The 21135-nt window shown below is 68.7% G+C and carries 20 protein-coding genes; 5 read left to right on the top strand and 15 right to left on the bottom strand.

From position 1 onward, the window contains the following. Positions 1-14 precede the first annotated feature (14 nt). A complete protein-coding gene (locus A9O63_RS12260; RefSeq protein WP_069332194.1) occupies positions 15-1838 on the top strand; it encodes an autotransporter assembly complex protein TamA in 1824 nt (607 codons plus the stop codon). Then, complete coding sequence (locus A9O63_RS12255; RefSeq protein WP_069332193.1) at positions 1838-5668, top strand: translocation/assembly module TamB domain-containing protein; 3831 nt, start codon at positions 1838-1840, stop codon at positions 5666-5668. Before A9O63_RS12260 ends, A9O63_RS12255 begins: the two co-directional genes overlap by 1 nt. 156 nt (positions 5669-5824) lie before the next feature. Here the strand turns inward: A9O63_RS12255 and A9O63_RS12250 are convergent, their stop codons facing one another. The 11 genes from A9O63_RS12250 to A9O63_RS12200 all read right to left on the bottom strand — a co-directional run bounded on the left by A9O63_RS12250 (position 5825) and on the right by A9O63_RS12200 (position 15767). Then, positions 5825-6661, bottom strand: coding sequence for a YihY/virulence factor BrkB family protein (locus A9O63_RS12250; protein WP_069332192.1), 837 nt, complete (start codon positions 6659-6661; stop codon positions 5825-5827). Positions 6662-6735: 74 nt separating this feature from the next. Continuing rightward, positions 6736-6972, bottom strand: coding sequence for a hypothetical protein (locus tag A9O63_RS12245; protein ID WP_069332191.1), 237 nt, complete (start codon positions 6970-6972; stop codon positions 6736-6738). Positions 6973-7059: 87 nt separating this feature from the next. Then, complete coding sequence (locus A9O63_RS12240; protein WP_069332190.1) at positions 7060-7743, bottom strand: YjbF family lipoprotein; 684 nt, start codon at positions 7741-7743, stop codon at positions 7060-7062. Continuing rightward, complete coding sequence (locus A9O63_RS12235) at positions 7722-9890, bottom strand: YjbH domain-containing protein (RefSeq protein ID WP_069332189.1); 2169 nt, start codon at positions 9888-9890, stop codon at positions 7722-7724. The genes A9O63_RS12240 and A9O63_RS12235 overlap by 22 nt, the downstream gene beginning before the upstream one ends. Before the next feature lie 75 nt (positions 9891-9965). Then, positions 9966-11852 carry a polysaccharide biosynthesis protein gene (locus A9O63_RS12230; RefSeq protein WP_069332188.1) on the bottom strand — a complete coding sequence of 629 codons (1887 nt, stop codon included), beginning with the start codon at positions 11850-11852 and terminating at the stop codon, positions 9966-9968. A gap of 150 nt (positions 11853-12002) precedes the next feature. After that, positions 12003-12644, bottom strand: a complete 642-nt coding sequence (locus A9O63_RS12225; RefSeq protein WP_084295846.1) for a sugar transferase — start codon at positions 12642-12644, stop codon at positions 12003-12005. Then, positions 12641-13474, bottom strand: a complete 834-nt coding sequence (locus tag A9O63_RS12220) for an NAD-dependent epimerase/dehydratase family protein (protein WP_069332186.1) — start codon at positions 13472-13474, stop codon at positions 12641-12643. Before A9O63_RS12220 ends, A9O63_RS12225 begins: the two co-directional genes overlap by 4 nt. Further along, entirely contained in the window at positions 13474-13917 is a 444-nt protein-coding gene (locus tag A9O63_RS12215) for a MarR family winged helix-turn-helix transcriptional regulator (RefSeq protein ID WP_002721667.1), read from the bottom strand. The genes A9O63_RS12220 and A9O63_RS12215 overlap by 1 nt, the downstream gene beginning before the upstream one ends. Then, on the bottom strand, positions 13917-14747 hold the full coding sequence (locus tag A9O63_RS12210) for a carbon-nitrogen hydrolase family protein (protein WP_069332185.1): 831 nt from the start codon (positions 14745-14747) through the stop codon (positions 13917-13919). Before A9O63_RS12210 ends, A9O63_RS12215 begins: the two co-directional genes overlap by 1 nt. Positions 14748-14751: 4 nt before the next feature. Then, a complete protein-coding gene (gene grxC / locus A9O63_RS12205) occupies positions 14752-15009 on the bottom strand; it encodes a glutaredoxin 3 (protein ID WP_069332184.1) in 258 nt (85 codons plus the stop codon). A 35-nt stretch (positions 15010-15044) separates the two neighbouring features. Beyond that, on the bottom strand, positions 15045-15767 hold the full coding sequence (locus A9O63_RS12200) for a ComF family protein (protein ID WP_069332183.1): 723 nt from the start codon (positions 15765-15767) through the stop codon (positions 15045-15047). A 32-nt stretch (positions 15768-15799) separates the two neighbouring features. On the opposite strand from A9O63_RS12200, the gene A9O63_RS12195 reads away from it, so the two are divergent. Further along, on the top strand, positions 15800-16612 hold the full coding sequence (locus A9O63_RS12195; RefSeq protein WP_069332182.1) for a methyltransferase domain-containing protein: 813 nt from the start codon (positions 15800-15802) through the stop codon (positions 16610-16612). A 37-nt stretch (positions 16613-16649) separates the two neighbouring features. Continuing rightward, the gene (gene hemH, locus A9O63_RS12190; protein ID WP_205631844.1) at positions 16650-17783 is read left to right on the top strand and encodes a ferrochelatase; all 1134 of its coding nucleotides are present in this window, start codon (positions 16650-16652) and stop codon (positions 17781-17783) included. A 165-nt stretch (positions 17784-17948) separates the two neighbouring features. On the opposite strand, the gene A9O63_RS22155 is transcribed toward hemH, so the two are convergent. Both A9O63_RS22155 and A9O63_RS12185 read right to left on the bottom strand, forming a co-directional pair. Then, on the bottom strand, positions 17949-18125 hold the full coding sequence (locus A9O63_RS22155) for a hypothetical protein (RefSeq protein ID WP_009563233.1): 177 nt from the start codon (positions 18123-18125) through the stop codon (positions 17949-17951). 148 nt (positions 18126-18273) lie between these two features. After that, positions 18274-18876: a L,D-transpeptidase gene (locus tag A9O63_RS12185; protein WP_009563235.1), complete on the bottom strand. Its 603-nt coding sequence runs from the start codon at positions 18874-18876 to the stop codon at positions 18274-18276. Between the two features lie 179 nt (positions 18877-19055). On the opposite strand from A9O63_RS12185, the gene dalA reads away from it, so the two are divergent. Next, positions 19056-19595, top strand: coding sequence for a divisome-associated lipoprotein DalA (gene dalA / locus A9O63_RS12180; RefSeq protein WP_069332181.1), 540 nt, complete (start codon positions 19056-19058; stop codon positions 19593-19595). Positions 19596-19644: 49 nt separating this feature from the next. Here the strand turns inward: dalA and A9O63_RS12175 are convergent, their stop codons facing one another. Together A9O63_RS12175 and A9O63_RS12170 are read right to left on the bottom strand one after the other, a co-directional pair. Then, the gene (locus A9O63_RS12175; protein WP_069332204.1) at positions 19645-20139 is read right to left on the bottom strand and encodes a L,D-transpeptidase family protein; all 495 of its coding nucleotides are present in this window, start codon (positions 20137-20139) and stop codon (positions 19645-19647) included. A gap of 103 nt (positions 20140-20242) precedes the next feature. After that, positions 20243-21135: class I SAM-dependent RNA methyltransferase (locus A9O63_RS12170; RefSeq protein WP_069332180.1), on the bottom strand; the 893-nt coding region annotated here is incomplete at its 5' end.

Genomic DNA, 21135 nt, shown 5'->3' with positions numbered 1-21135 from the left:
TTTCGGGGGAATGCGTGTCCGTCTCCAGCTACCGATCGCCGAGCCTGCGGGCCGCCCTCGTCCTGCTCGCCATCGCCTCGGCGGCCCCCCAGGCTCGGGCGCTCGACCGGCTCGAGTTCCGCGTGGCCGGCAGCACCGACGAGGTCGAAGAGGTCATCAAGGGCGCCTCTGCGCTGATCGCGGCGCGCGCGGCCGCCGACAGCGAGACGCAGGACATCTTCTCGGCCGCCCGGTCGGAATATGGTCGGCTGGTGACGGCCCTCTACGGCCTTGGCTACTACTCTCCCGTGGTGAGCGTGCTCGTCGACGGGCGCGAGGCGGCGCAGATCCCGCCGCTCGATGCCCCCGAGAAGATCGGCACCGTCATCGTGCAGGTTCAGGTCGGCCCGACCTTCCGGTTCGGCGCGGCGCGCGTGGCGCCGCTCGCCCCCGAGACGGAGCTGCCCGAGGGCTTCCGCACCGGCGAGCGCGCGCGCAGCACGCTCGTGCAGGACGCGGTGAGCGCGGCGGCCGACGGCTGGCGCTCGGCGGGCTTCGCGAAGGTCGATGTGGGATCGCAGACGGTTGTGGCCGATCATGCCCGGCGCACGCTCGATGCCGACGTCCGCATGGCGCCCGGGCCCCGGCTCCGCTTCGGGGACCTGCGCATCACCGGCGAGCGGCGCATGAGCGAGCGTCGCATCCGCAAGATCGCCAATCTGCCCACCGGCGAGACCTACGACCCGGAGGAACTGGACGACAGCGCCGACCGCCTGCGCCGGACCGGCGTCTTCCGCTCGGTCTCGCTGACCGAGGACGAGACGGTGACGGCGCCCGATCTGCTCGGCATCACCGCGACCGTGGTCGAGGAACTGCCGCGCCGCTACAGCTTCGGCGTCGAGGTCTCGAGCCTCGAGGGCGCCACCATCTCGGGCCAGTGGATTCACCGCAACTTTCTGGGCGGTGGCGAGCGGCTGACCGTGACGGGTGAGGTGGACAATCTCGGCGCCTCGAACAGCGGCGTGGACTACCGGCTCGGGGTGACGCTCGACCGCCCCGCCACCCCCACCGCCGACACGACCCTCGGCTTCGGCGTGCTGGTGGAGCGGCTGGACGAGGAAGATTACCTTGCCGACACCGTCTCGCTCTCGACCACGCTGACCCGGCTCTTCAGCAAGCGCCTCACCGGCAGTCTCGGTGTCGGATATACCTACTCGGACGTCGAGGACGATTTCGGAAGCTACGTCTACGAATATGTCTCGCTGCCGGGCACGCTCGTCTGGAACTCGCGGGACAACGACCTGAACCCGACCGAGGGCTTCTATGTCGCGGCCGGCGCCACGCCTTTTGCGGGCATGGGCGAGACCGGATCGGGCGGACAGCTCACGCTCGACAGCCGCGCCTTCGTGGGCTTCGGCAACGAGGACCGGCCCTTCGTGCTGGCCGGGCGCCTGCAGGCCGGGGCCGTCCTCGGCTCCGAGCTGATCGAGACGCCGAGGAACTACCTCTTCTATTCCGGCGGCGGCGGCACGGTCCGCGGCCAGCCCTACCAGTCTCTGGGCGTGCGGCCCGACGCCACGGATCCCGATTACAAGATCGGCGGCACCCGCTTTGCCGCGGTCTCGGCCGAACTGCGCGCGCCCATCACGCGGCGGATCGGCGTCGTGGCCTTTGCGGATGCGGGCTACGTCACCGCCGAGGACATCGCCTCGGACCGCGACGAGTGGCACGCAGGCGCGGGCCTCGGCCTACGCTACGACACCGGCTTCGGCCCGATCCGCGTCGATGTGGCGGCCCCGGTGGGCGGCGACACCGGCGACGGGGTGCAGATCTATGTGGGAATCGGGCAGGCCTTCTGATGCGGATCATCCTCTTCCTTCTCTGGCTTCTCCTACCCGTTGCGGCCTTCGCGCAATCGGCCGAGGAGGATCGCGGCTTCCTTCAGGGCCTGATCGAGGACAACCTCTCCTCGGCCGGACGCGAGGTGCGGGTCGAGGGCTTCCGCGGCGCGCTCTCCTCGCGGGCGACGGTCGAGCGGCTGACGATTGCAGACGATCAGGGCATCTGGCTGACGCTGAACAAGGTCGTGCTCGACTGGAGCCGGTCGGCCCTCCTGTCGGGGCGGCTCTCGGTGTCCGAACTGTCGGCCGACGAGATCCTGCTCGAGCGGCTTCCCGTGGCCGACGAGAGCATCGATGTCCCCTCGCCCGAGGCGCGTGACTTCGCCTTGCCCGAACTGCCGATCGCCGTCGAGATCGGCCGGATCGCGGCCGATCGGCTGGTTCTGGGCGAGACCGTCCTTGGCACCCCCGTTGAGGCAACGCTCGAGGCCTCCGGCTCGCTCGCGGGCGGCTCGGGGCAGGCGCAGCTCCTTGCACGCCGCACCGACGGGCCGCAGGGAGAGCTCCGGCTGACGACCAGCTTCTCGAATGCGAACCGGCAGCTTGCGCTGGATCTGGCGTTGGTCGAGGCCGACAACGGGATCGCGGCGACCCTCATGGATCTTCCGGGGCGGCCGCCGCTCGAACTGACGGTGCAGGGTCAGGGTCCGCTTTCGGACTATGCGGCCGACATCCGGCTCGTGACCGATGGCGAGGAACGGCTGGCAGGGCGCGTGACGCTGCAGGGCGACGCTGCGCAGGGCGGCCAGTTCGCGGCCGAGCTCGGCGGCAATGTCGTGCCGCTCTTCCTGCCGCAATATGCGGACTTCTTCGGCCCCGACGTGCAGCTCGACGTGGCGGGCACGCGGGCGACGGACGGCCGGCTGGACCTCAGCCGGCTCAATCTCTCCACCCGCGCGCTGCAGCTTCAGGGCGCTCTGGTGGTGGCCGCCGACGGGCTGCCCGAGCGGATCGCCCTCACCGGCCGGATCGCCTCGGCGGATGGCCAGCCCGTGCTCCTGCCCCTGTCCGGCCCGGAGACCCGCGTGGGCAGGGCCGATCTCGACGTGGCCTATGACGCGGCTCAGGGCGAGACCTGGACGGCACGGCTTCTGGTGGCGGGGCTCGACCGGCCGGACTTCTCGGCCGAGAGCTTCAGCCTCGACGGCTCGGGCCGCATCGCGCGCACCGACGGCGGCACCTCCACCGTCTCCGGCCGCCTCACCTATGCCGCCGAGGGCCTCGCGCCGGCCGATGCGGATCTGGCCGCCGCCCTGGGCCCCCGGATCGCGGGCGCCGCCGACTTTTCCTGGACCGAAGGGGCCGACGGCCTCCGGCTGCCCGTCCTCACCCTCGACGGCAGCGACTACGGCCTTGCCGCCGACCTGACGCTGGAGGGCCTGACAAGCGGCCTCGCCGTCTCGGGCAAGGCGGACCTGCGGTTCGAGGATCTTGCGCGGTTCTCAGGCCTCGCCGGGCGGCCGCTTTCGGGCCGGGGCGAGGGCACGGCCAGCGGCACCTATGCGGCCCTGACCGGCGCCATCGACGCCGAGGCCTCGATCGCGGGCACCGACCTCGCGCTCGGACAGGCCGAACTCGACAATCTTCTCAAGGGCACCTCGACCATCGAGGCCTCGCTCGTCCGCGACACCGAGGGCACCCGGCTCCGCAACCTGCGGATCGCGGCGCAGAGCCTGACGGCCACGGCATCGGGAACCCTCGCCAGCGCAGGCAGCGACATTGCGGCCCAGCTGGCCTTTGCGGATCTCTCGGTTCTGGGCCCGGCCTACGACGGCCGGCTCGAGGCCGACGCGCGGTTCACCGGCACGCCCGAGGCCGGGCAGATCTGGATCCAGGCCGATGGTCGGGATCTGCGCGTGGGCCAGCCACAGGTGGATGGTCTTCTCGCCGGCACCTCGATCATCGACATCGCCGGACGGCTGGATCAGGGCGCACTCGTCCTCGAGCGGGCGCGGGTCAATGCCCGCACGCTCACGCTGACGGCCGCGGGGCGGCTTGCGACCGAAGGAAGCGATGTCACCGCCGATCTGAACTTCAGCGACCTGTCTCCGCTCGGCGCGGGCTACGGCGGCGCGCTGTCGGCCAAGGCCGCCTTCAAGGGCACGCCGGAGAACGCCACGATCACCGCCGACGCGCGGGCGACGAACCTGCGTGTCGGCCAGTCTCAGGCCAATGCGCTTCTGCGCGGCGAGAGCACGCTTTCGGCGCAGGTCCGTCTCGAGAATGGCGCGATCCGCGTGGACCGGGCTTCCCTGCGCAACCCGCAGCTCACCGTCACGGCCGACGGGTCGGTGGCGGGCGCGGACCGCAACCTCACCCTCGACGCGCGGCTGTCGAACCTTGCGCTGGTCGTGCCGCAGTTCCCCGGTCCGCTGACCGTGCAGGGCACGGCCCGGAGCCAGGGCGGAAGCTACCGGCTCGATCTGCGCGCCCGGGGACCGGGCGGCATCGACCTGCGAGCGCAGGGCACGGCGGCGGGCAACTTCTCGACGGTCAATGTCGGCGTCACCGGCAGTGCGCAGGCGGCGCTTGCCAATCCGTTCATCGAGCCGCGCAATGTGGAGGGTCCGATCCGCTTCGACCTGCGCGTCAACGGTCGGCCCGCGCTCTCCTCTGTCTCGGGGACGGTATCGCTGTCCGGAGGCCGCTTCGCCGATCAGGACCTCGGCCTCGTGATCGAAGGGCTGCAGGCTGGCGCCCGCCTGTCCGGAGGCCGGGCGACGCTCGATGTGCAGGGCCGCCCCGCGGCCGGCGGGCGGCTGGCGCTGACCGGCGGCGTGGGTCTCGAAACCCCCTTCGCGGCCGATCTCGCGCTCGAGATCCGCCGCGCGGTCCTGCGCGACCCCGAGCTCTACGAGACGACCGCCAGCGGGCGCGTCACCGTCCAGGGGCCGCTCACCGGCGGCGCACAAATCGCGGGCCGGGTCGATCTCGAGGAGACGGAACTGCGCATCCCCTCGACCGGCTTTGGCGGGGCGAACGGGCTTCCCGATCTGCAGCATCGCAACGAACCTGCGGCGGTTCGCACGACGCGCGCCCGGGCCGGCCTTCTGGACGATGGCTCCGGTGGCTCCGGCGGGCGCGGCTCGCGTCCCTTCGGGCTCAATCTGCTCATCAGCTCGCCCGACCGGATCTTCATCCGGGGGCGGGGTCTCGACGCCGAACTCGGCGGTCAGCTCCTCATCTCGGGGACCACGGCCAATGTGGTGCCCAGCGGCGCCTTCAACCTGATCCGCGGTCGGCTCGACATCCTCGGCAAGCGTCTTACGCTGAGCGAGGCGCAGCTGCTGCTCGAGGGCGATTTCGTGCCCTACATCCGCGTCGTGGCCTCGACGGACAATGACGGAATCACGACCTCGGTGGTGATCCAGGGCCGCGCGGACGAGCCTGAGGTCAGCTTCACCTCGACGCCCGAACTGCCCGAGGAGGAGGTGATCTCTCGCCTGCTCTTCGGCCGGGGTCTCGACACGATCAGCCCTCTGCAGGCCGCGCAGCTTGCGAGCGCGGTTGCGACACTCGCGGGCCGCGGCGGCGAGGGCGTGATCGGCCGGCTGCGGCTGGGCTTCGGGCTGGACGATCTCGACGTGGCGACGGATGCAGATGGCGGCACCTCGGTGCGGGCCGGGAAATACATCTCGGAAAATGTCTATACGCAGGTCGAGGTGGACCAGCAGGGGCAGAGCCAGATCAACCTGAACCTCGACGTCACCCCGAGCGTCAAGCTGCGGGGCAGCGTGGGAACCGAGGGCGACACCTCCATCGGCATCTTCATCGAGCGGGATTATTGAGCGCCGGCTGCCTGGATCGGGCTGCCGACGCCCCCTCGCCAAAGCCTCCGACGGCGCACGCGCGCTCTTCGGGCGTCACCCGCTCCGGGCTCGGCGTTCGCGATGCGGGATGGGGACCAGCCGCTTCTGCGGGAACCGCGTCCCCTTGCGCGCCCGCTAGTGCGGCGTCGCGCGGACGGCATCGACCGCGGCTCCCAGGAGCACGGCGAAGGCGCTGAGGTAGAGCCAGACGAGGAGCGCCACCACCGCCCCGATGGAGCCGTAGACCTCGTTGTAGTTGGCGAAGTTGGCGAGGTAGAAGACCAGCCCGCGCGAGGCAACGGCCCAGAGCGTGACGGCGATCAGAAGCCCCCAGGTCACGATCGGCCGGGGGCTGCCCTTCGGCCGGTTCGGGCCGAGCCGGTAGACCAGCGCCACCCCGAAGACCACGACGAGGAGGCCCACGCCCACGTTGGCGAGCTCGAGCACCTTCTGGTCGAAGTCACCGAGCGGAAGCACGTTCAGCACGAGGGGCGCCACGACCGACAGGAGCATCGCCACCAGGCCCACCCCCACCAGAGTCAGCGTGAGGACGATGGCCCGCACGATGTGCCAGGGCCCCATGCGGTTCGGCAATCGGTGCGTGGCGTTCAGGCCGCGGATCAGGGCCGCGACGCCCGCACGGGCCGACCAGATCGCAGCGCCGGTGGTGAAGAGGCTGGCCCAGCCCAGATGGCGGCTGTTGGCGGCCAGAAGCGCCTCGACCTGACCGCGGAACAGGCCGTAGGCCTGTTCGGGCAGGAAATCTGCGGCGAGATCGATCTGGGCGCGGATCACGCTCGGGTCCGAGGCCCAGCCCCAGATGGCGATAAGCGCCGCCACGGCGGGAAAGATCGCGAGGAAACCGTAGAAGGCGATGCCCGCCGCCGCGAGATTGAGGTCCGCCGAGTCGACCCGGTCGTAAAGCCGGACGAGCAGCCGCCATCGCGCATGCCAGAAACCTTCGCCGCCCACAGATCACCTGTTCCGGAATGAAGAAGGCCCGCGGCTTGCGCGGGCCTCCTTGGGTCTTTCACATCGAGCCGAAATCAGTCGTTCGGGGTCGAGTCGGTCGAGTCGTCGTTGTCGTCCGACGCGATCAGGGCGATGATCGCCGCAGCGCCGAGCGCCGGCAGCAGCATGCCGCCCATGCTGCCGGTTTCCTCGGCAGCGACAACGGCAACGGGTTCGGGTTCGTCAACGACGACGACCGGGCCACCCGCGAAGGCCGTCATGGCAGACGACATCAGGGCAGTGGTCGCGACGAGAGCAGTCAGTTTCTTCATTTGCGTTCTCCAAGTATTATGGCCGCTTGGGTTTTTAACTCATACCATAGAGGCAACTACCAGCAAAGGATGAACATTGGGTTCAGGTCAATCGATCGCCCGGCTGATCTTCAGCTTGCCGAGACCCTGATCGAAAGTCTGCCGACTCTGCCGTATCGTGCCGGCACTATCGACCCAATATTCATTGGTGAACTGCCCCGTAGCTCCCTCACAATGCTCTAACACATGTCGGGTGGGATAGTTTCGTTCCACGATAGTGATGGTTTTCGGGCCATCCGTTGCGAGTGTGCAACGAAATTCGCGTTTCACCGTCTGATCGAGCCCGTCGATCTGGTAATGCACGCGCAGGTAGACCCCGCTCGCCGAGGCGATGCGCGCCGCAGAGGGCACCTCCGCCGACATGAGGTCGGGGCCGAGACCGCGCGTGGCCAGCAGGACACCATCGCGCAGAGCGACGGTGCGGTCGTCGGTCGAGGACCAGGTGACGACCCCTCCGTTGGTCTGGAAGGGCACCATCAGCGCCCAGGCGCTGGTTCCTTCCACCTCGACCACCAGAAGCGGCGACGTCACGCGGGCCAGCTTGGCCCGTGTCAGGTCCTGCGGCCCGGTCGCAGGCTTTTTCGACCGCTCGGTGATCGTGGACAGCGCCTGCTTGATGTAGGTCGCCTTTCCCTGTGTATCCTCCAGAGATCCGCAGGCAGCGAGCAACGCGCAGGCGGCAAGAAGGCTGGCTCCGATCGCGTGCCGCATCACTTCCAGAATCTCCCCCATTGATCGTCGAGCTCCTGCGCATGGTAGGGGCGCACGGTCTCGTAGAGCCGGTCCTCGACGCGGAGCCGCGCGCCGCCGTCGCGCGTGACCGGACGAATGCTGTATTTCGCCGTCTCCCGGGTGGGCTGGCCGAGCAGGGACGCCAGCGGGATCTCGAGCCGGATGCCCTTGTCGAACGATCCTTCCCCGAATTCCTCGGACGAGGCGTCGGTGAGGGTCGCAAAGGCCCCGACCTTCCAGCCATTCTCGAACTCGCGGTCGAGCGACAGGGTCGCACCGTAATCCCCGGCGAGATAGCGGCCCACGTCGATCTGTCCGAGGAACTGGTTGCCGAAGTCGTAGTAGACCGAGGCGTGGCCCGTCACGATGTCATAGGCCTCGTCACCCGAGAGGAAGCCGAAGCCCTGATCGAACTCGCGCTTCTTGGCATAGTTGATCTCGGCCCCGAGGGCGAGCCGGCTGTCGACCGGCTTCCACAGCACCTCGGCCGAGGCGCCGCCATACATCCGCTCGAGATAGCCGACCGTCACCCGGCTGTAGATGTTGCGCGAGGGATGCGCATACCAGGCGGCGGTGAGGCTGTCGATCGTCGTTTCGCCCTCGCGGCTGTAGAGGTAGTTGTCGGTCCGGACCCGCGGGAGGTTCGATTCCGACCGGTCCTGATCGCCGATGTTGCCGATGAGCTTGTGGCTGATCGCGCCCGACAGGAAGATGCCGGGCGACAGCTCATACTCTCCGCGCAACCGGAGCCCCAGATCCGCCCGCACCGGCTCTTCGGGGTCGAAGAGGCTGGTGCGCAGGTAGGGGCCGAAGGACCAGTTGAAGCTGGGATAGCGGTCGGGATCGAAGGCCAGCCCCGAGATCGGCGCGCCGGCCTCTGCCACTCCGACTTGCGGCCGCAGCCGGCCCGACCCATTGGGAGCGAATTCCAGCCGCTCGAGATCCGAGCGGCGCACCGTCACCTTCGACAGCGGCACACCCCGGACCACGGGCACGATCTCGAAGGTCTCGACCGACGCGGGCAGCGAATAGGCCATCGCGCGCGCCGTGCGCCCGACCGCCTGCGCCTCGGCATCGTAGCGGATGTTGCGGATGCGGATCTGCGCCGTCCGGCCATCGGTGCCGAAAGCCTCGATCAGCACGCCATCCTTGTCGAGCTGCTTCTGCATGTTGTTGCGCAGCAGGGCGGGCGCATCCGCCTGCGTCACCCACTCCGAGGACCAAGCGTCCGGATCCGCCGCCCGCGCAGGGCGGGGACGGATCGGGGTCGGCGCGCGGTCCACGAGACCCGTCGTGGCCCTTTCGCGCGGATTGAGCACGAAATGCAGGCCGAGCCCGATCTCGCTGCCATACATGTAGTAGGCGCCGAGCTGCACGCCCCGCGAGACCTCGTATTCGGCGCCGAAGTTGAACGGGCTCTTCCGGTCGAAGATCTGCCGATCCTCGGCCTCTTCCTCGTAATCGTCGGAGGAATATTCGGCCTTGAGGGTCAGCCGGTCTGTCGGCTGCCACTCGATGCCGGCGAAGCCCGCCATGTCGCCGCGGAACCACTGGTCCGCATTGACCTCGCCGCCCTCGCTCTCTTGCGGGACGAACTCGGGGCGGGTGCCCACGCTGCCGAAGCTGCCGTAGCTGCCAAGACGACCCCAGCCCACGCCGGCGGTGACTTTCAGGCGCGGGGTGAGATGCTTGGTGGCTGCCACATATTCGGCGCTCTGGATGCCGGTGCCCACGAAATCCTGCAGGCCGATGGTGACGGCGGGCATGTAGCGCCCCTCGTCGAAGGCCCTGAAGCGCAGGTCGAAGCTGCGGTCGTAATAGGTGTCGAACGCGTTGACGCCAACTCGGTCCGCCTCGGGGATGGTCTTGTTCCAGTCGCCGATGCCCTGATAGCGGAAGCTGGCCGACAGGCGTGGCGTGATCTGGAAGGTCAGCGTCGTGCGGGTGATTCCCGCAAAGCTCGTGATGCTGGTGTTGAAGAGGCCGTCGGGCTGCGCCTCGCCCGAAGGCATGTCGATCAGGCCGGTCGCACCGTACAGGTTCAGGCTGGGACGCGTTTCCGACAAGGCCGGGGCCGTCATCACCAGTGCCGCGCAGGAGACGCCAGCGAGCAGGCCGCGCCGGCGCGCGGAAGGGGGCAGTGCCATGGTTACCTCATTCGTTCCGCGCACTCTAACAGCCGCCTCCTTTCGAACAATGCCATTCCACAGGAATGTCGGCAGCTATCTCCCAGCGGCAACGATTTCCGGAGGGCGATATCCCTCAACCCAGGAGAGAATGACTCGACGGGCAGCCTGGGGATCTCCGGCGGCCATGGCGCTGCGCAGCGCCCGCAGCGCGGTGGCCATCTCGAGCTCGGACAGGCTCTCTTCCTGAGCGCGCAGGATCTTCGAGTGCGGCGTGGTCAGCAGGCCCTCACCGATCAGCAGCTCCTCGTGCAGCTTCTCGCCGGGCCGCAGCCCCGTGACCACAATCTCGATATCCCCGAACGGGTTGCGCTCATCGCGCACCGACTTGCCGGCGGCCTCGATCATCTGCACGGCAAGGTCGCGGATGCGCACGGGCTTGCCCATGTCGAGCACGAACACGTCGCCGCCGCGGCAATCGCCCGGGTCGGCGAAGGAGCCCGCCAGCAGCACCAGCCGTGCCGCTTCCGAGATGGTCATGAAGAAACGGGTGACATCCTCATGCGTCAGCGTGACCGGACCGCCGCGGGCGATCTGCTCCTTGAAGAGCGGAATGACCGAGCCCGACGAGCCGAGAACGTTGCCGAAACGCACCATCGAGAAGATCGTGTTCTTCGACCGTTTCGCGAGATCCTGAATCACCAGCTCGGCCAGCCGCTTCGAGGCGCCCATGACATTGGTCGGGCGGACCGCCTTGTCCGTGGAGATCAGGATGAAGCGCGCCACGCCAGCCTCGTGCGCGGCATCCGCCAGCGTCCGGGTGCCCAGCACATTGTTGGCCAGACCCGCGATCGGATTGTGCTCGACCAGGGGCACATGCTTGTAGGCGGCCGCATGGAACACGACCTCGACCCCGTGATCCTGCATCACCATCCGCGACAGGCGCGAATCGGTGACGGATCCGAGGACCGGCACGATCTCGACCCCGGTGCCCTCGGCCATCCCCTGCAGCTCGCGGTCGATGGTGTAGAGCGCGATCTCGCTGATCTCGAAGAGGACGATGCGCCGGGGACGGATCAGCAGCAGCTGGCGGCAGAGCTCGGATCCGACCGAGCCGCCCGCGCCCGAGACCAACACCGTGCGGCCGACATAGGCATCGGCTCCCTGCGGCAGCGCATCCTCGATCTGCTGGCGGCCGAGGAAGCGGCCGAAGGTGAAGGGAGAGAGGTTGTCGACCAGCTGCTCCTCGCCCACGAGCTGCGCGAAGGAGGGCACGGTATGAACGTCGACGCCGGCAAGCTGCAGCCGGTGCGCGATCCGTGCCAGCTTGGCCGGCGATTCCGAGGGCATGGCAAGAAGCACGCGGGCCACGTCGCGCTCGCGCACCAGCCGCTCGATCCGGTCCGACGGATAGACGCGGAGACCGGCGATCACCATCGCCTGCAGCGCGGGATTGTCGTCGATGAAGGCGATGGGCCGAATCGTCCCGCGCGAGCGGAGCGCCGCCGCGAGCTGCGTTCCGGTATTGCCCGCGCCATAGATCAGCACGCGGCATCCCTTCTGGCCGATCTGCAGCACCCAGAGCAGCGCATGCAGCATGACCATCCGGGCGCCGACCGACAGGATGAAGAAGAGCAGCCCGAAGAGGATCGTCGCCGCCGCGGGCACCGCGGTGCCCACAACCGACGCGAGCATGGAAAGCACCAGGGTCAGAACCGCGGCGAAGGCGCCGGTCTTCAGGATGGCCACGGTCTCATAGGCGTTGAGCTTGATCCGGGGCATCCCGAAAAGCAGCGAGAGGCCGAAGGCGAACAGCGCGGCGCCGGGAAAGAGAAGCCACTCGTGCTCGCCTGCGGGACCGCGGATGAAGCTGCCGGTGATCAGCAGCGCAAGCGGCGCCACGAGCACATCCGCCAGAAGGAGAAGCCCACGCTTCTGAGCTCTGGTCAGCCGGTCAACGAGACCGAAAAGGAGTTTCTTCACTTGGAATTCCTGCCCTTTTGCCGCCCCGGTTGTTGTTTCGACCGATTGTCGCGCCCCGTGTCCGACCTGTCCTCTAACCAAGAAATCGCCGCAATTCGAATGGGGAGAGCCTAGACGAGGCCCAGAATCACCTCAAGCATTGCGACACTATCAACTGCGACGATTTGCAAAAGGTTGCCTATTACGCCACAGTAGAACCCTCGCAACGGTTTGGGCCATCAGCGCCAGATCGAAACAGAGCGAGCGGTTTTCCTGATACAGCAGGTCCAGATACGCCTTACGGGGTATGCACCTACGGCTGTAGGCGCGGTCCGTCTCGGCGGCGGTCTTGCATTGCGCCAGGATCCATTCCTCGTGCCGATGGAAATGCAGGCTGGCCAGTCCGGTGATGCCAGGGCGATTCCGCAGCACCCGCGCGTAGAGTTCCGGATGGCGCTCGACATAGAGGCGCAGCGGCGGACGGGGCCCGACGAAGCTCATGTCACCACGCAGCACATTCCAGAGTTGCGGGATCTCATCGAGCCGGGCCCGCCGCAGGATGCGTCCGGTGCGGGTCACCCGGTCCGACTTGTCACCGCCCGAGACGCCCGCATTCTGCGCCGCAGCTTTCATCGTGCGCAGCTTCCAGAGGTCGAACGGCTGGCCCGGCGCCTTCATCCGCTCGGCCACATAGAAGAGCGGCCGCCCCTCCACGATCAGGAGGACGAGCAGCAGGATCCCGAACGGGAGCGCAAGGAGAAGGGCCAGGAGCAGGGCGACCGTCACGTCGAGAAGGCGCTTGCCGGGCGTCACGCGAGCGCCCGCCATTCGTCCACGAGCCGGTCGGGCGCGCCTGCATCGGGCGGGAGCGGGCAGAGCGCCGCGAGCCGGTCGAGCGCAAGCCCCACGCGGGGAATGACGCCCGGCCGCGGCGGCCCCCAGCGCCAGTCGAGGCCGGCCGCCTCGAGAAGGTCGGCCATGTCCACCGGCGGCGGCGCCCCGAGATTGAGGATCGAGGGCAGCGCCACCCCCGCATCGGCCAGACGCGCGAGGCGGGCCAGCACGGCGGCGAGGCTCTGCGGTCCGATATAGGTCCGCACCGGGCCCCGTCCGCCGGGCACCGGGTCGAGCACGATGGCCTGCCCCGGCGGGCGCTTCGGCCCGAGGAGCGCGTCAGCCCCCGCCACATTGCCGAGCCTCAGGATCGTGAGGCCCCTCCGCGCGGTCCGTGACCAGTCGAGGGCCTCCTGCTCCATGCGCAGCTTCGCCGCGCCATAGGCCGTGTCGGGGGCCGGATCGTCCTCCTCGCGCAGATCCTCGGATCGTGCCGAGCCGTAGATCGCGCCCGAGGACAGAAGAAAGACATGGGCCGCCCCCGCCGCCTCGGCGGCGCGGCAGCCCGCAAGCCCCAGCACCACATTATCCTCGAGCCGCGCGGTGCGATCCGTGACCCCGGCCAGCACCAGCACGAGGCGGGCCGCCCCTCCCGGATAGGGCGCGGCGAGCATGTCCCACACGAGATCGGCCGATGCGTCGCGGCCGTGCCAGACCGGCACCAGCCCCTCGGGAGGCTCGGCCCAGGCACGGCGCAGGAAGCGACCGATCCGGCCGGTGGAGCCCAGCACGAGAAGGCGGGCCGCCATCAATCCTCTTCCTCGAACCGGGTCCGCATCTCGCGCAGGACCGGCAGCACCGCCCGCACCCGCTCGGCGCCGAGCGAATGGACGACCTCGGCGATCAGCGGGGCAATGGCAGCCACCGCCGCATCGCGTGCGCTGCGGCCCGAGGGGCTGATCGAGACGAACTTGCGCCGCGCATCGTCCCAGTCGGGCCGGATATGGACATGTCCCGCCCATTCGAGCTTCGCCAGCGTGTTGGTCATGGCGCCGCGCGTGACATGGAAGGCGCGCGCGAGCTGGGCCGGGGTGCGCTCCTCGGCGGCGCGGGCGAGATGGTTCAGCACGCCGAAGTGCGACAGCTCCATCCCTTTCGGCAGCACCTTCGACAGCCGGTTCCGGGCCAGCTGGTCGGCCATGAACAGCTCGCCGAACAGCGCCACCGCAAGTTCCTCGGTCCGCTCCGCCATCAGGGGCCGTCGAACGGACGGTCGTGGCCCAAGGAGGGCACACGATGGCGCGCCCGCGCGACCTCGGCCAGATCGAGATCGACGAGCGTCACCCCCGGCTCGGTTCCGGCATCGGCCAGGATCTCGCCCCAGGGCGCAACCGCAAGGCTGTGGCCGTGCGTGCGCCGACCGTTGCCATGCGCCTCGGCGTGAAAGCCGGTCTGGGCCGGGGCCAGCACGAAGCAGCCGGTCTCGATGGCCCGCGCGCGGAGGAGAACCTCCCAATGGGCGGCGCCCGTCAGATGGTTGAAGGCGGCGGGAACGGTCAGGATCTGCGCCCCCGCCTGCGCGAGCCGCCGATAAAGATGGGGAAAGCGCAGATCGTAGCAGACGGTCATGCCGACGGCGGCCTCTCCGGCCTGCGCCAGAACCGCCGCCGCGCCGGGCCGGTAGGCCGCGGATTCGCGATAGACCTCGGTCTCGGACACGTTCACGTCGAACATGTGGATCTTGTCGTAGCGCGCCGCCACCGCGCCGTCGGGGCCGATGAGGAAGCTGCGGTTGGCAAAGCGGCCATCCGCCTCGTGCGTCCTCAGGCCGAGCGAGCCCGCGAGCAGCCAGATGCCCGCCCGCGCCGCCTCTTCGCGCAGCGCGGCCAGCGTCGCATCCTCCTCCTCGTGGCGGAGGATGCGACGCTGATGTTCGCGGCTCGAGGAGAGCGCGTTGGTGCATTCGGGCGTCAGCACGACTTCTGCCCCGGCCGCGGCCGCCGCCCGGACATGGCCGAGCGTTACCGGGAGGTTCTCCTCCGGGTCGTCGGTCACGGTAAGCTGGACGAGGGCCGCGCGCATCGGATCAGTCTGCCAGCATCGGGTCGAGCTTGCCCGCATCCTCGAGCGCATGGAGATCGTCGCACCCGCCGACATGCTGGCCGCCGATGAAGATCTGCGGCACGGTCCGCCGGCCATGGGCCCGCTGGGTCATGGCCGCCCGCAGCGAGGGATCGCTGCTGACGTCGGTCTCGGTATAGCTCACGCCCTTGCGGCGCAGAAGCGACTTGGCCGCCTGGCAATAGCCGCAGGTTGGCGTCGTGTAGATCTCGACGGACTTCATGGCATATCCTTCCGGTCGTTCGTGACTATAGGGATTTAGGTGTCCTTCGCAACGCGCGCCAGCACCGCGACCGAGACGGAGGTGGCGCCTGCCGCCTGACAGGCTTCGGTTGCGGCGGCGAGCGTGGCGCCCGAGGTCATCACGTCGTCGAGGATCAGGACCGGCCTTCCCTTCAGCAGCCGTCCGCGCCGCGGATGGGGCAGGATCGCGCCGGTCATGTTCTCGAACCGGCCCTCGCGGCTGCGCCCCTCCTGGCTGCGGGTGTTGCGCCCCCGAACCAGCGCATCGGGGCAATGGTCGAGCCCCGCCTGCCGCGCCATCTCTGCCGACAGCAGCGCGGACTGGTTGTAGCGCCGCGCCAGAAGCCGCGTCCAGTGGAGCGGCACCGGCACGACCAAGGCCCCCGGCAGCAGGATCGGACGCGCGGCCTTGAGGATCCAGCCCGCGAGCGGGCGCGCCAGATCGAGCCGGTCTCCGTGCTTCAGCGCCAGCGCGAGCTTGCGGCCGTTGTCGCGGTAAAGGAGCGCCGCCCGACCGTGATCCCAGGGACGGGCCGAGGACAGGCAGTCGTCGCACCGGACCGGGTGCCCCGGATCCTCGCCCGGCAGCGGCGCGCCGCAGAGGTCGCAGACGAGGCCCGCGATGAAGGGCGTGTCGCGCCAGCAGGCACCGCAGAGGCCGAACTCCGTCGTGACCTGCGTCTCGCAGAGCAGACATTGCGGCGGAAACAGGAGGCGCAGCGCCGCTTGCAATCCCATCCCCGCCCCCTTACCTCGCAGCGGAGGCCCCCATGACCCCCATCCTGACCGACCGCCCCGCCCTTGCCCGCCACCGGAGCCGCGCCTGCCGCGCGCCCGCCCTGTTCCTGCACGAGGAAGCCGCGCTCGAGGTCGAGGAGAGACTGAGCGAGGTTAACAGACGGTTTACGGCCCCCGCCGTCGTGACCCCCTGTCCCGAGATCTGGCGCGACCGGCTGCCGGATGCACGGATCGTGACGGACGCCGAGGAGCTGGCGCTCGACCCCGGCGCGCACGATCTCGTGATCCATGCCCTTGCGATGCACTGGTCGAACGACCCCGTGGGCCAGCTGGTCCAGAGCCGGCGGGCGCTCAGGCCGGACGGGCTCTTTCTCGGGCTGCTCTTCGGGGGCCGCACCCTGTCCGAACTGCGCATCGCCCTGGCCGAGGCCGAGGCGGCCGTGACGGGAGGCCTCTCGCCACGGGTGCTGCCGATGGCGGAGATCCGGGATCTGGGGGCGCTGCTCCAGCGGGCCGGTTTCGCGCTTCCGGTGGCGGATTCGCTGATCCGGGAGGTCCGGTATCGCGACACGCTCCACCTCATGCGCGACCTGCGGGCCATGGGCGAGACGAATGCGCTCGAGGCGCGGCTGCGCCGGCCCAGCCGCCGCGCGCTCTTTGCCGAGGCCGAGGCGCGCTATCCGCGCAGGGAGGACGACCGGATCGTGGCCAGTTTCGAGATCATCTGCCTCACCGGCTGGGCGCCGCACGAGAGCCAGCAGAAGCCGCTCAGGCCCGGATCGGCGGCCCGGAGTCTGGCCGACGCGCTGGCCGCCGCCCGAAAGGACGGGCCCGGCGATGGTTGACCCCGGTCCATATGCCTTTATGTGTCTGACGAATTGAATGTCTGGAAGCGGAATGACGCCGATGCTGCAAGCGACGCCGGAGCAGGCGCGAACCTTGGGGGCTGAAGAGCCCATCCGTCCGGGTCAGGACCGGCTCGCCCATGCGCCCGCAGACCACCCGGAGCTGCCGCAACCCAAGATCGGCATCCTGCTTGCCAATCTCGGCACGCCGGACAATTACGACTACTGGTCGATGCGCCGCTACCTGAACGAGTTCCTCTCGGACAAGCGGGTGATCGACTATCCGGCCTGGAAGTGGCAGCCGCTGCTGCAGATCCTGATCCTGTCCAAGCGCCCCTTCTCGTCGGGCGCGAACTACAAGCTGATCTGGAACCATGACAAGGGCGAGAGCCCGCTCATGACGATCACCAAGGACCAGACAGCCGCCATCGCCACCGAGATCCGCTCTCGCTACGGCAACCGCGTCATGGTCGATTTCTGCATGCGCTACGGCAACCCCTCGACCGAGAGCCGCGTGCGGGCCATGGTCGAGGCGGGCTGCGAGAAGATCCTCTTCTTCCCGCTCTATCCGCATTACGCGGGCGCGACCTCGGCCACGGCGAACGACGAGTTCTTCCGGGCCATGATGAAGGAGAAGCGCCAGCCCGCGGTGCGGACCGTGCCGGAATATTACGACAATCCGCTCTACATCGACGCGCTCGCGCAGTCGGTCGAGCGCGCCTATGCCCAGCTCGAGCACCGGCCTGACGTGCTGGTGGCCTCCTACCACGGGATGCCCAAGCGCTATCTGATGGCCGGAGATCCCTACCATTGCCAGTGCGCCAAGACCTCGCGCCTGCTGCGCGAGCGGCTGGGATGGGAGAAGGGCGCGATCGACACCACCTTCCAGTCGGTCTTCGGGCCCGAGGAATGGCTGAAGCCCTATACGGTCGAGCATGTGGCGGAGCTTGCCCGCGCCGGAAAGAAGCGTATCGCGGTGATCGCGCCGGCCTTCTCGGCGGATTGCATCGAGACGCTGGAAGAGATCAACGGCGAGATTCGCGAGGCCTTCGAGGAAGCGGGCGGCGAGGACTTCACCTATATCCCCTGCCTGAACGACGACGAGGCGCATATCCGCGCGCTGGTCTCGGTGATCGAGGACAATCTCGCAGGTTGGCTGGCGCGGCCCTGAGAAAGGCCCGGAGGCCCCCCATGAGGGGCGGCGGGCCGGAGCAGACGGACAGCAAAGGATCCACGGAAGGCTGTCGGAGCCGGTGGCCTTGCCAGGCTCGGCAGCCCCGTCAAATGAAGAAGGCGGCAGGTTTCCCTGCCGCCTCAAGTCGGGATGTCGTGCAGCTCAGTTGGCGGCGACGGCGGCCACGACGACCAGCAGCATCAGCGGGACCAGGATGCCGCCCGACGAAGCGGTTTCGGCTTCGACGACAGCGGGCTCCATGACGGGCTCGGCCATGCCGCCGGCGAAGGCGGACGTGGCGGCGATCGAAAGGGCGGCAGCGAGCACAAGTTTCTTCATTTAGACCTCCAGATGTGGCACCCGGTCCGAGTAAGCATGAGGCAGACGGGTGGCTCCCAAGATATTACCTCGTTACTCCGAGTAACCAGCACACCTTGGAAAAGGCAATCGGGATGCCAGAAGTTCCGTTCACTGTTGCATGGTTACGTCAGATGAGAAGCACCTGTGTTCCCACTTTGGCGAGCGGGAAGAGCTGCTGGATATGCTCATTGTAGAGGCCGATGCAGCCGTTCGAGGATTTTCGCCCGATCTTGCGCGTGTCGTGCGTCCCGTGGATGCGGTAATACGTCCAGGAGAGGTAGAGCGCATGGGTGCCCAGCGGATTGTCCGGCGCCCCGCCCGGGACCATGTCCGGCCATTCGGGGTTGCGCTCCTTCATGGCGGGGGTCGGCCGCCACGGCGGCGCCACCACCTTCTGCACCACCTCGGTCCGGCCGCGGCGGGTCAGGTCATCGGACAGCGGCACCGAGGTCGGGAACAGCAGATAGGTCTGCCCGTCCTCGCTCCAGAAATGCAGCGCCCGGGACGTGATGTCGACCAGCACCGCACCGTTCCGCAGGTTCGAGAAGTAGGGCTGCCAGTCCAGCATCCGGAAGCTCGAGACGTTGTTGCGCACCGGGCTCTGGGCCACGGGCATCACGCTCTCGGTCTGTTCCTGCGCACGCGCCGGCAGCGCCATGGCTCCGAGCCCCGCGGCTGCACTCCACAGCAGCGTGCGACGGTCGAGCCTGTTCGATTGATCCGCACCCATTCCGCTCGTCTCCTTGATCTTGGTCCCCGAAATTTGGGACCGAAGCATCCTATCTCTCGCCGCGAGTGGCGACAATTCACGCCCGCGTCAACGTCGAACTGCGCCCTTGAGTTGCATTTGAATAGCCTGCGGCCTTTCTGTTATGAGGGCCCCCAGCAATCCTTGTGGGTGGAAGACACATGAAGACTATCTCCGCGCTCGCCCTCTGTGGCGCTCTGGTCCTTTCGGCCTGCGCCTCGACGACGCCGATGGCGCTGGGGCCCGACGGAAAGCCGCTGCCGCAGGTCTACAAGATCACGTCCGCTCAGGAGGGTGAAGTCACCTACCGGCTGCTGGATTCGGTCAATGCGCTGCGCCAGGCGAAGGGGGCGGCTCCGCTCCAGCTCAACTCGCAGCTCACCGCCGCCGCCGCCACCCACTCGCGCGACATGTCGGTGCAGAACCGCCCCTGGCACTTCGGCTCGGACGGATCCTCGCCCCTCCTGCGCGTGCAGCGCGCGGGCTATCAGGGCAAGCTGAAGGGCGAGCTGATCTCGGAAACCTACCAGACCGAGCTCGAGACACTGGCCGTCTGGATGGAGCAGAAGGACACGCGCGAGATCGTGCTGGATCCGAACGCCACCGATCTCGGCTTCGCCTGGTATCAGGAGCCGCAGGGCAAGATCTGGTGGACCGTCGTGACGGGCAGTTCCGCGCCCATGGCGGTGGCGGGTCTCTGACCCGCATCCCGCCGCGCCCCGGGCACCAGCCGGGGGCGCGGCGAGCGCGTCAGGGGAGGATGTAGATCGGGGTGCCGAGCCGCACCATCGAGTAGACTTCCTCGACCTCCTCGTCGGTGATCGCGATGCAGCCTGCCGTCCAGTCGCGGCGGTTCGGCCCGTTATACTTGCCACGCCCGTGGATGAAGATGTCGCCCCCGGGCTTCTTGCCCTCGAGGAAGGCCATCTTCTGATCGAGGACGTTGGGATAAGAGATCCCGAGCGACAGGTGATAGGTCGAGCGCGGGTTCTGGCGGTCGATGAAATAGACGCCTTCCGGCGTGCGGCCATCGCCCTCGTACTGCTTGTGGCCGGTCGGCTTGAAGCCCAAGCCCACGTCATACTGGCGCAGCACCTTGGAGCCGCTCAGCAGATACATCTTGCGGTCCGCCTTGTGCACCTGGACGCTGGTGACCGGCGGGCCGTCATATTTGCGGATCTTCGAATCGCCGCAGCCGGCGAGCCCGAGTGCGAGAACGATCAGGGTTATCTTCAGAAATTTCATGTTCACTGCCCGACATGTTTTTTATTCCGAGATACCGGGAATCGGCCCGTCTCGCCAGACAATCTTTGGTCAGCAGGGTTAATTCGGCGCGAAGGGGCCCGGGTCAGGCAGGTCGGCTGAAGCGCGCGGCAAGCTCGACATGCGAGGACCAGCGGAACTGGTCCACCCCCTGCCCCCAGTCGAGCCGGTAGCCCCCGCGCATCAGGATCAGCGCGTCGCGGGCGAAGGTCACGGGGTTGCAGGAGACGAAGGCCACCACCGGCACCGCGGCGCGGGCCAGCGCCCGGGCCTGAGCCTCGGCCCCGGCGCGCGGCGGATCGATCACCACCGCCTCGGCCTTGCGCAGCTCGTCGGGCTCGAGCGGGCGGCGGAACAGGTCGCGCGTCTCCACCGTCACCCGCTTCAGCCCCGGCGCCTGCCGCCAGCCGCGGTCGAGGGCCGCCATCATCGCCGCATCGCCCTCGACGGCATGGACCTCGGCCCCGGCCGCGAGCGGCAGGGTGAAGGTGCCCGCACCCGCGAAAAGATCCGTCACCGTTCGCGCATCGCCAATGGCATCGCTCGCGGCGGCCAGCAGCGCCGCCTCGCCCTCGGCCGTCGCCTGCAGGAAGGCGCTCGGCGGCGGCACCACGCGCGCCGGCCCGAAGGCCTGCGCCGGGGGCACGCGAAGGGCGATGGTCTCGCCCTCCCACGTCAGCCGCGCGAGGGCCTGCGCCTCGGCCACCTGCGCGAGGGCCGCCCGCAGGCCTGCGTCAAGCGGCTTGCCGCCCGTCACCGCCACGTCGGGCCCGCCGAGGCTGCGCGTCACGGTGAGCGACAGCTCGGCCGAGCGCGAGCCGCCGATCTTCACCAGCGCCTCGAGCGCGGGCATGGCCGCCATCAGGTCGGGGTGAAGCAGCTTGCACTCGGGGATCGGGATGATCGTCCCCGACTGGCGGGCGTGGAAGCCCACGAGCGCGCCGCCCTTGGTGCGCCGCGCCGACAGGGTCGCGCGCC

This window comes from Cereibacter johrii (assembly GCF_001720585.1).
GTDB lineage: Bacteria > Pseudomonadota > Alphaproteobacteria > Rhodobacterales > Rhodobacteraceae > Cereibacter_A > Cereibacter_A johrii.
The sequence above is the reverse complement of the archived record's forward strand: the minus strand, read 5'-3'. Positions and strand labels throughout refer to the sequence as shown.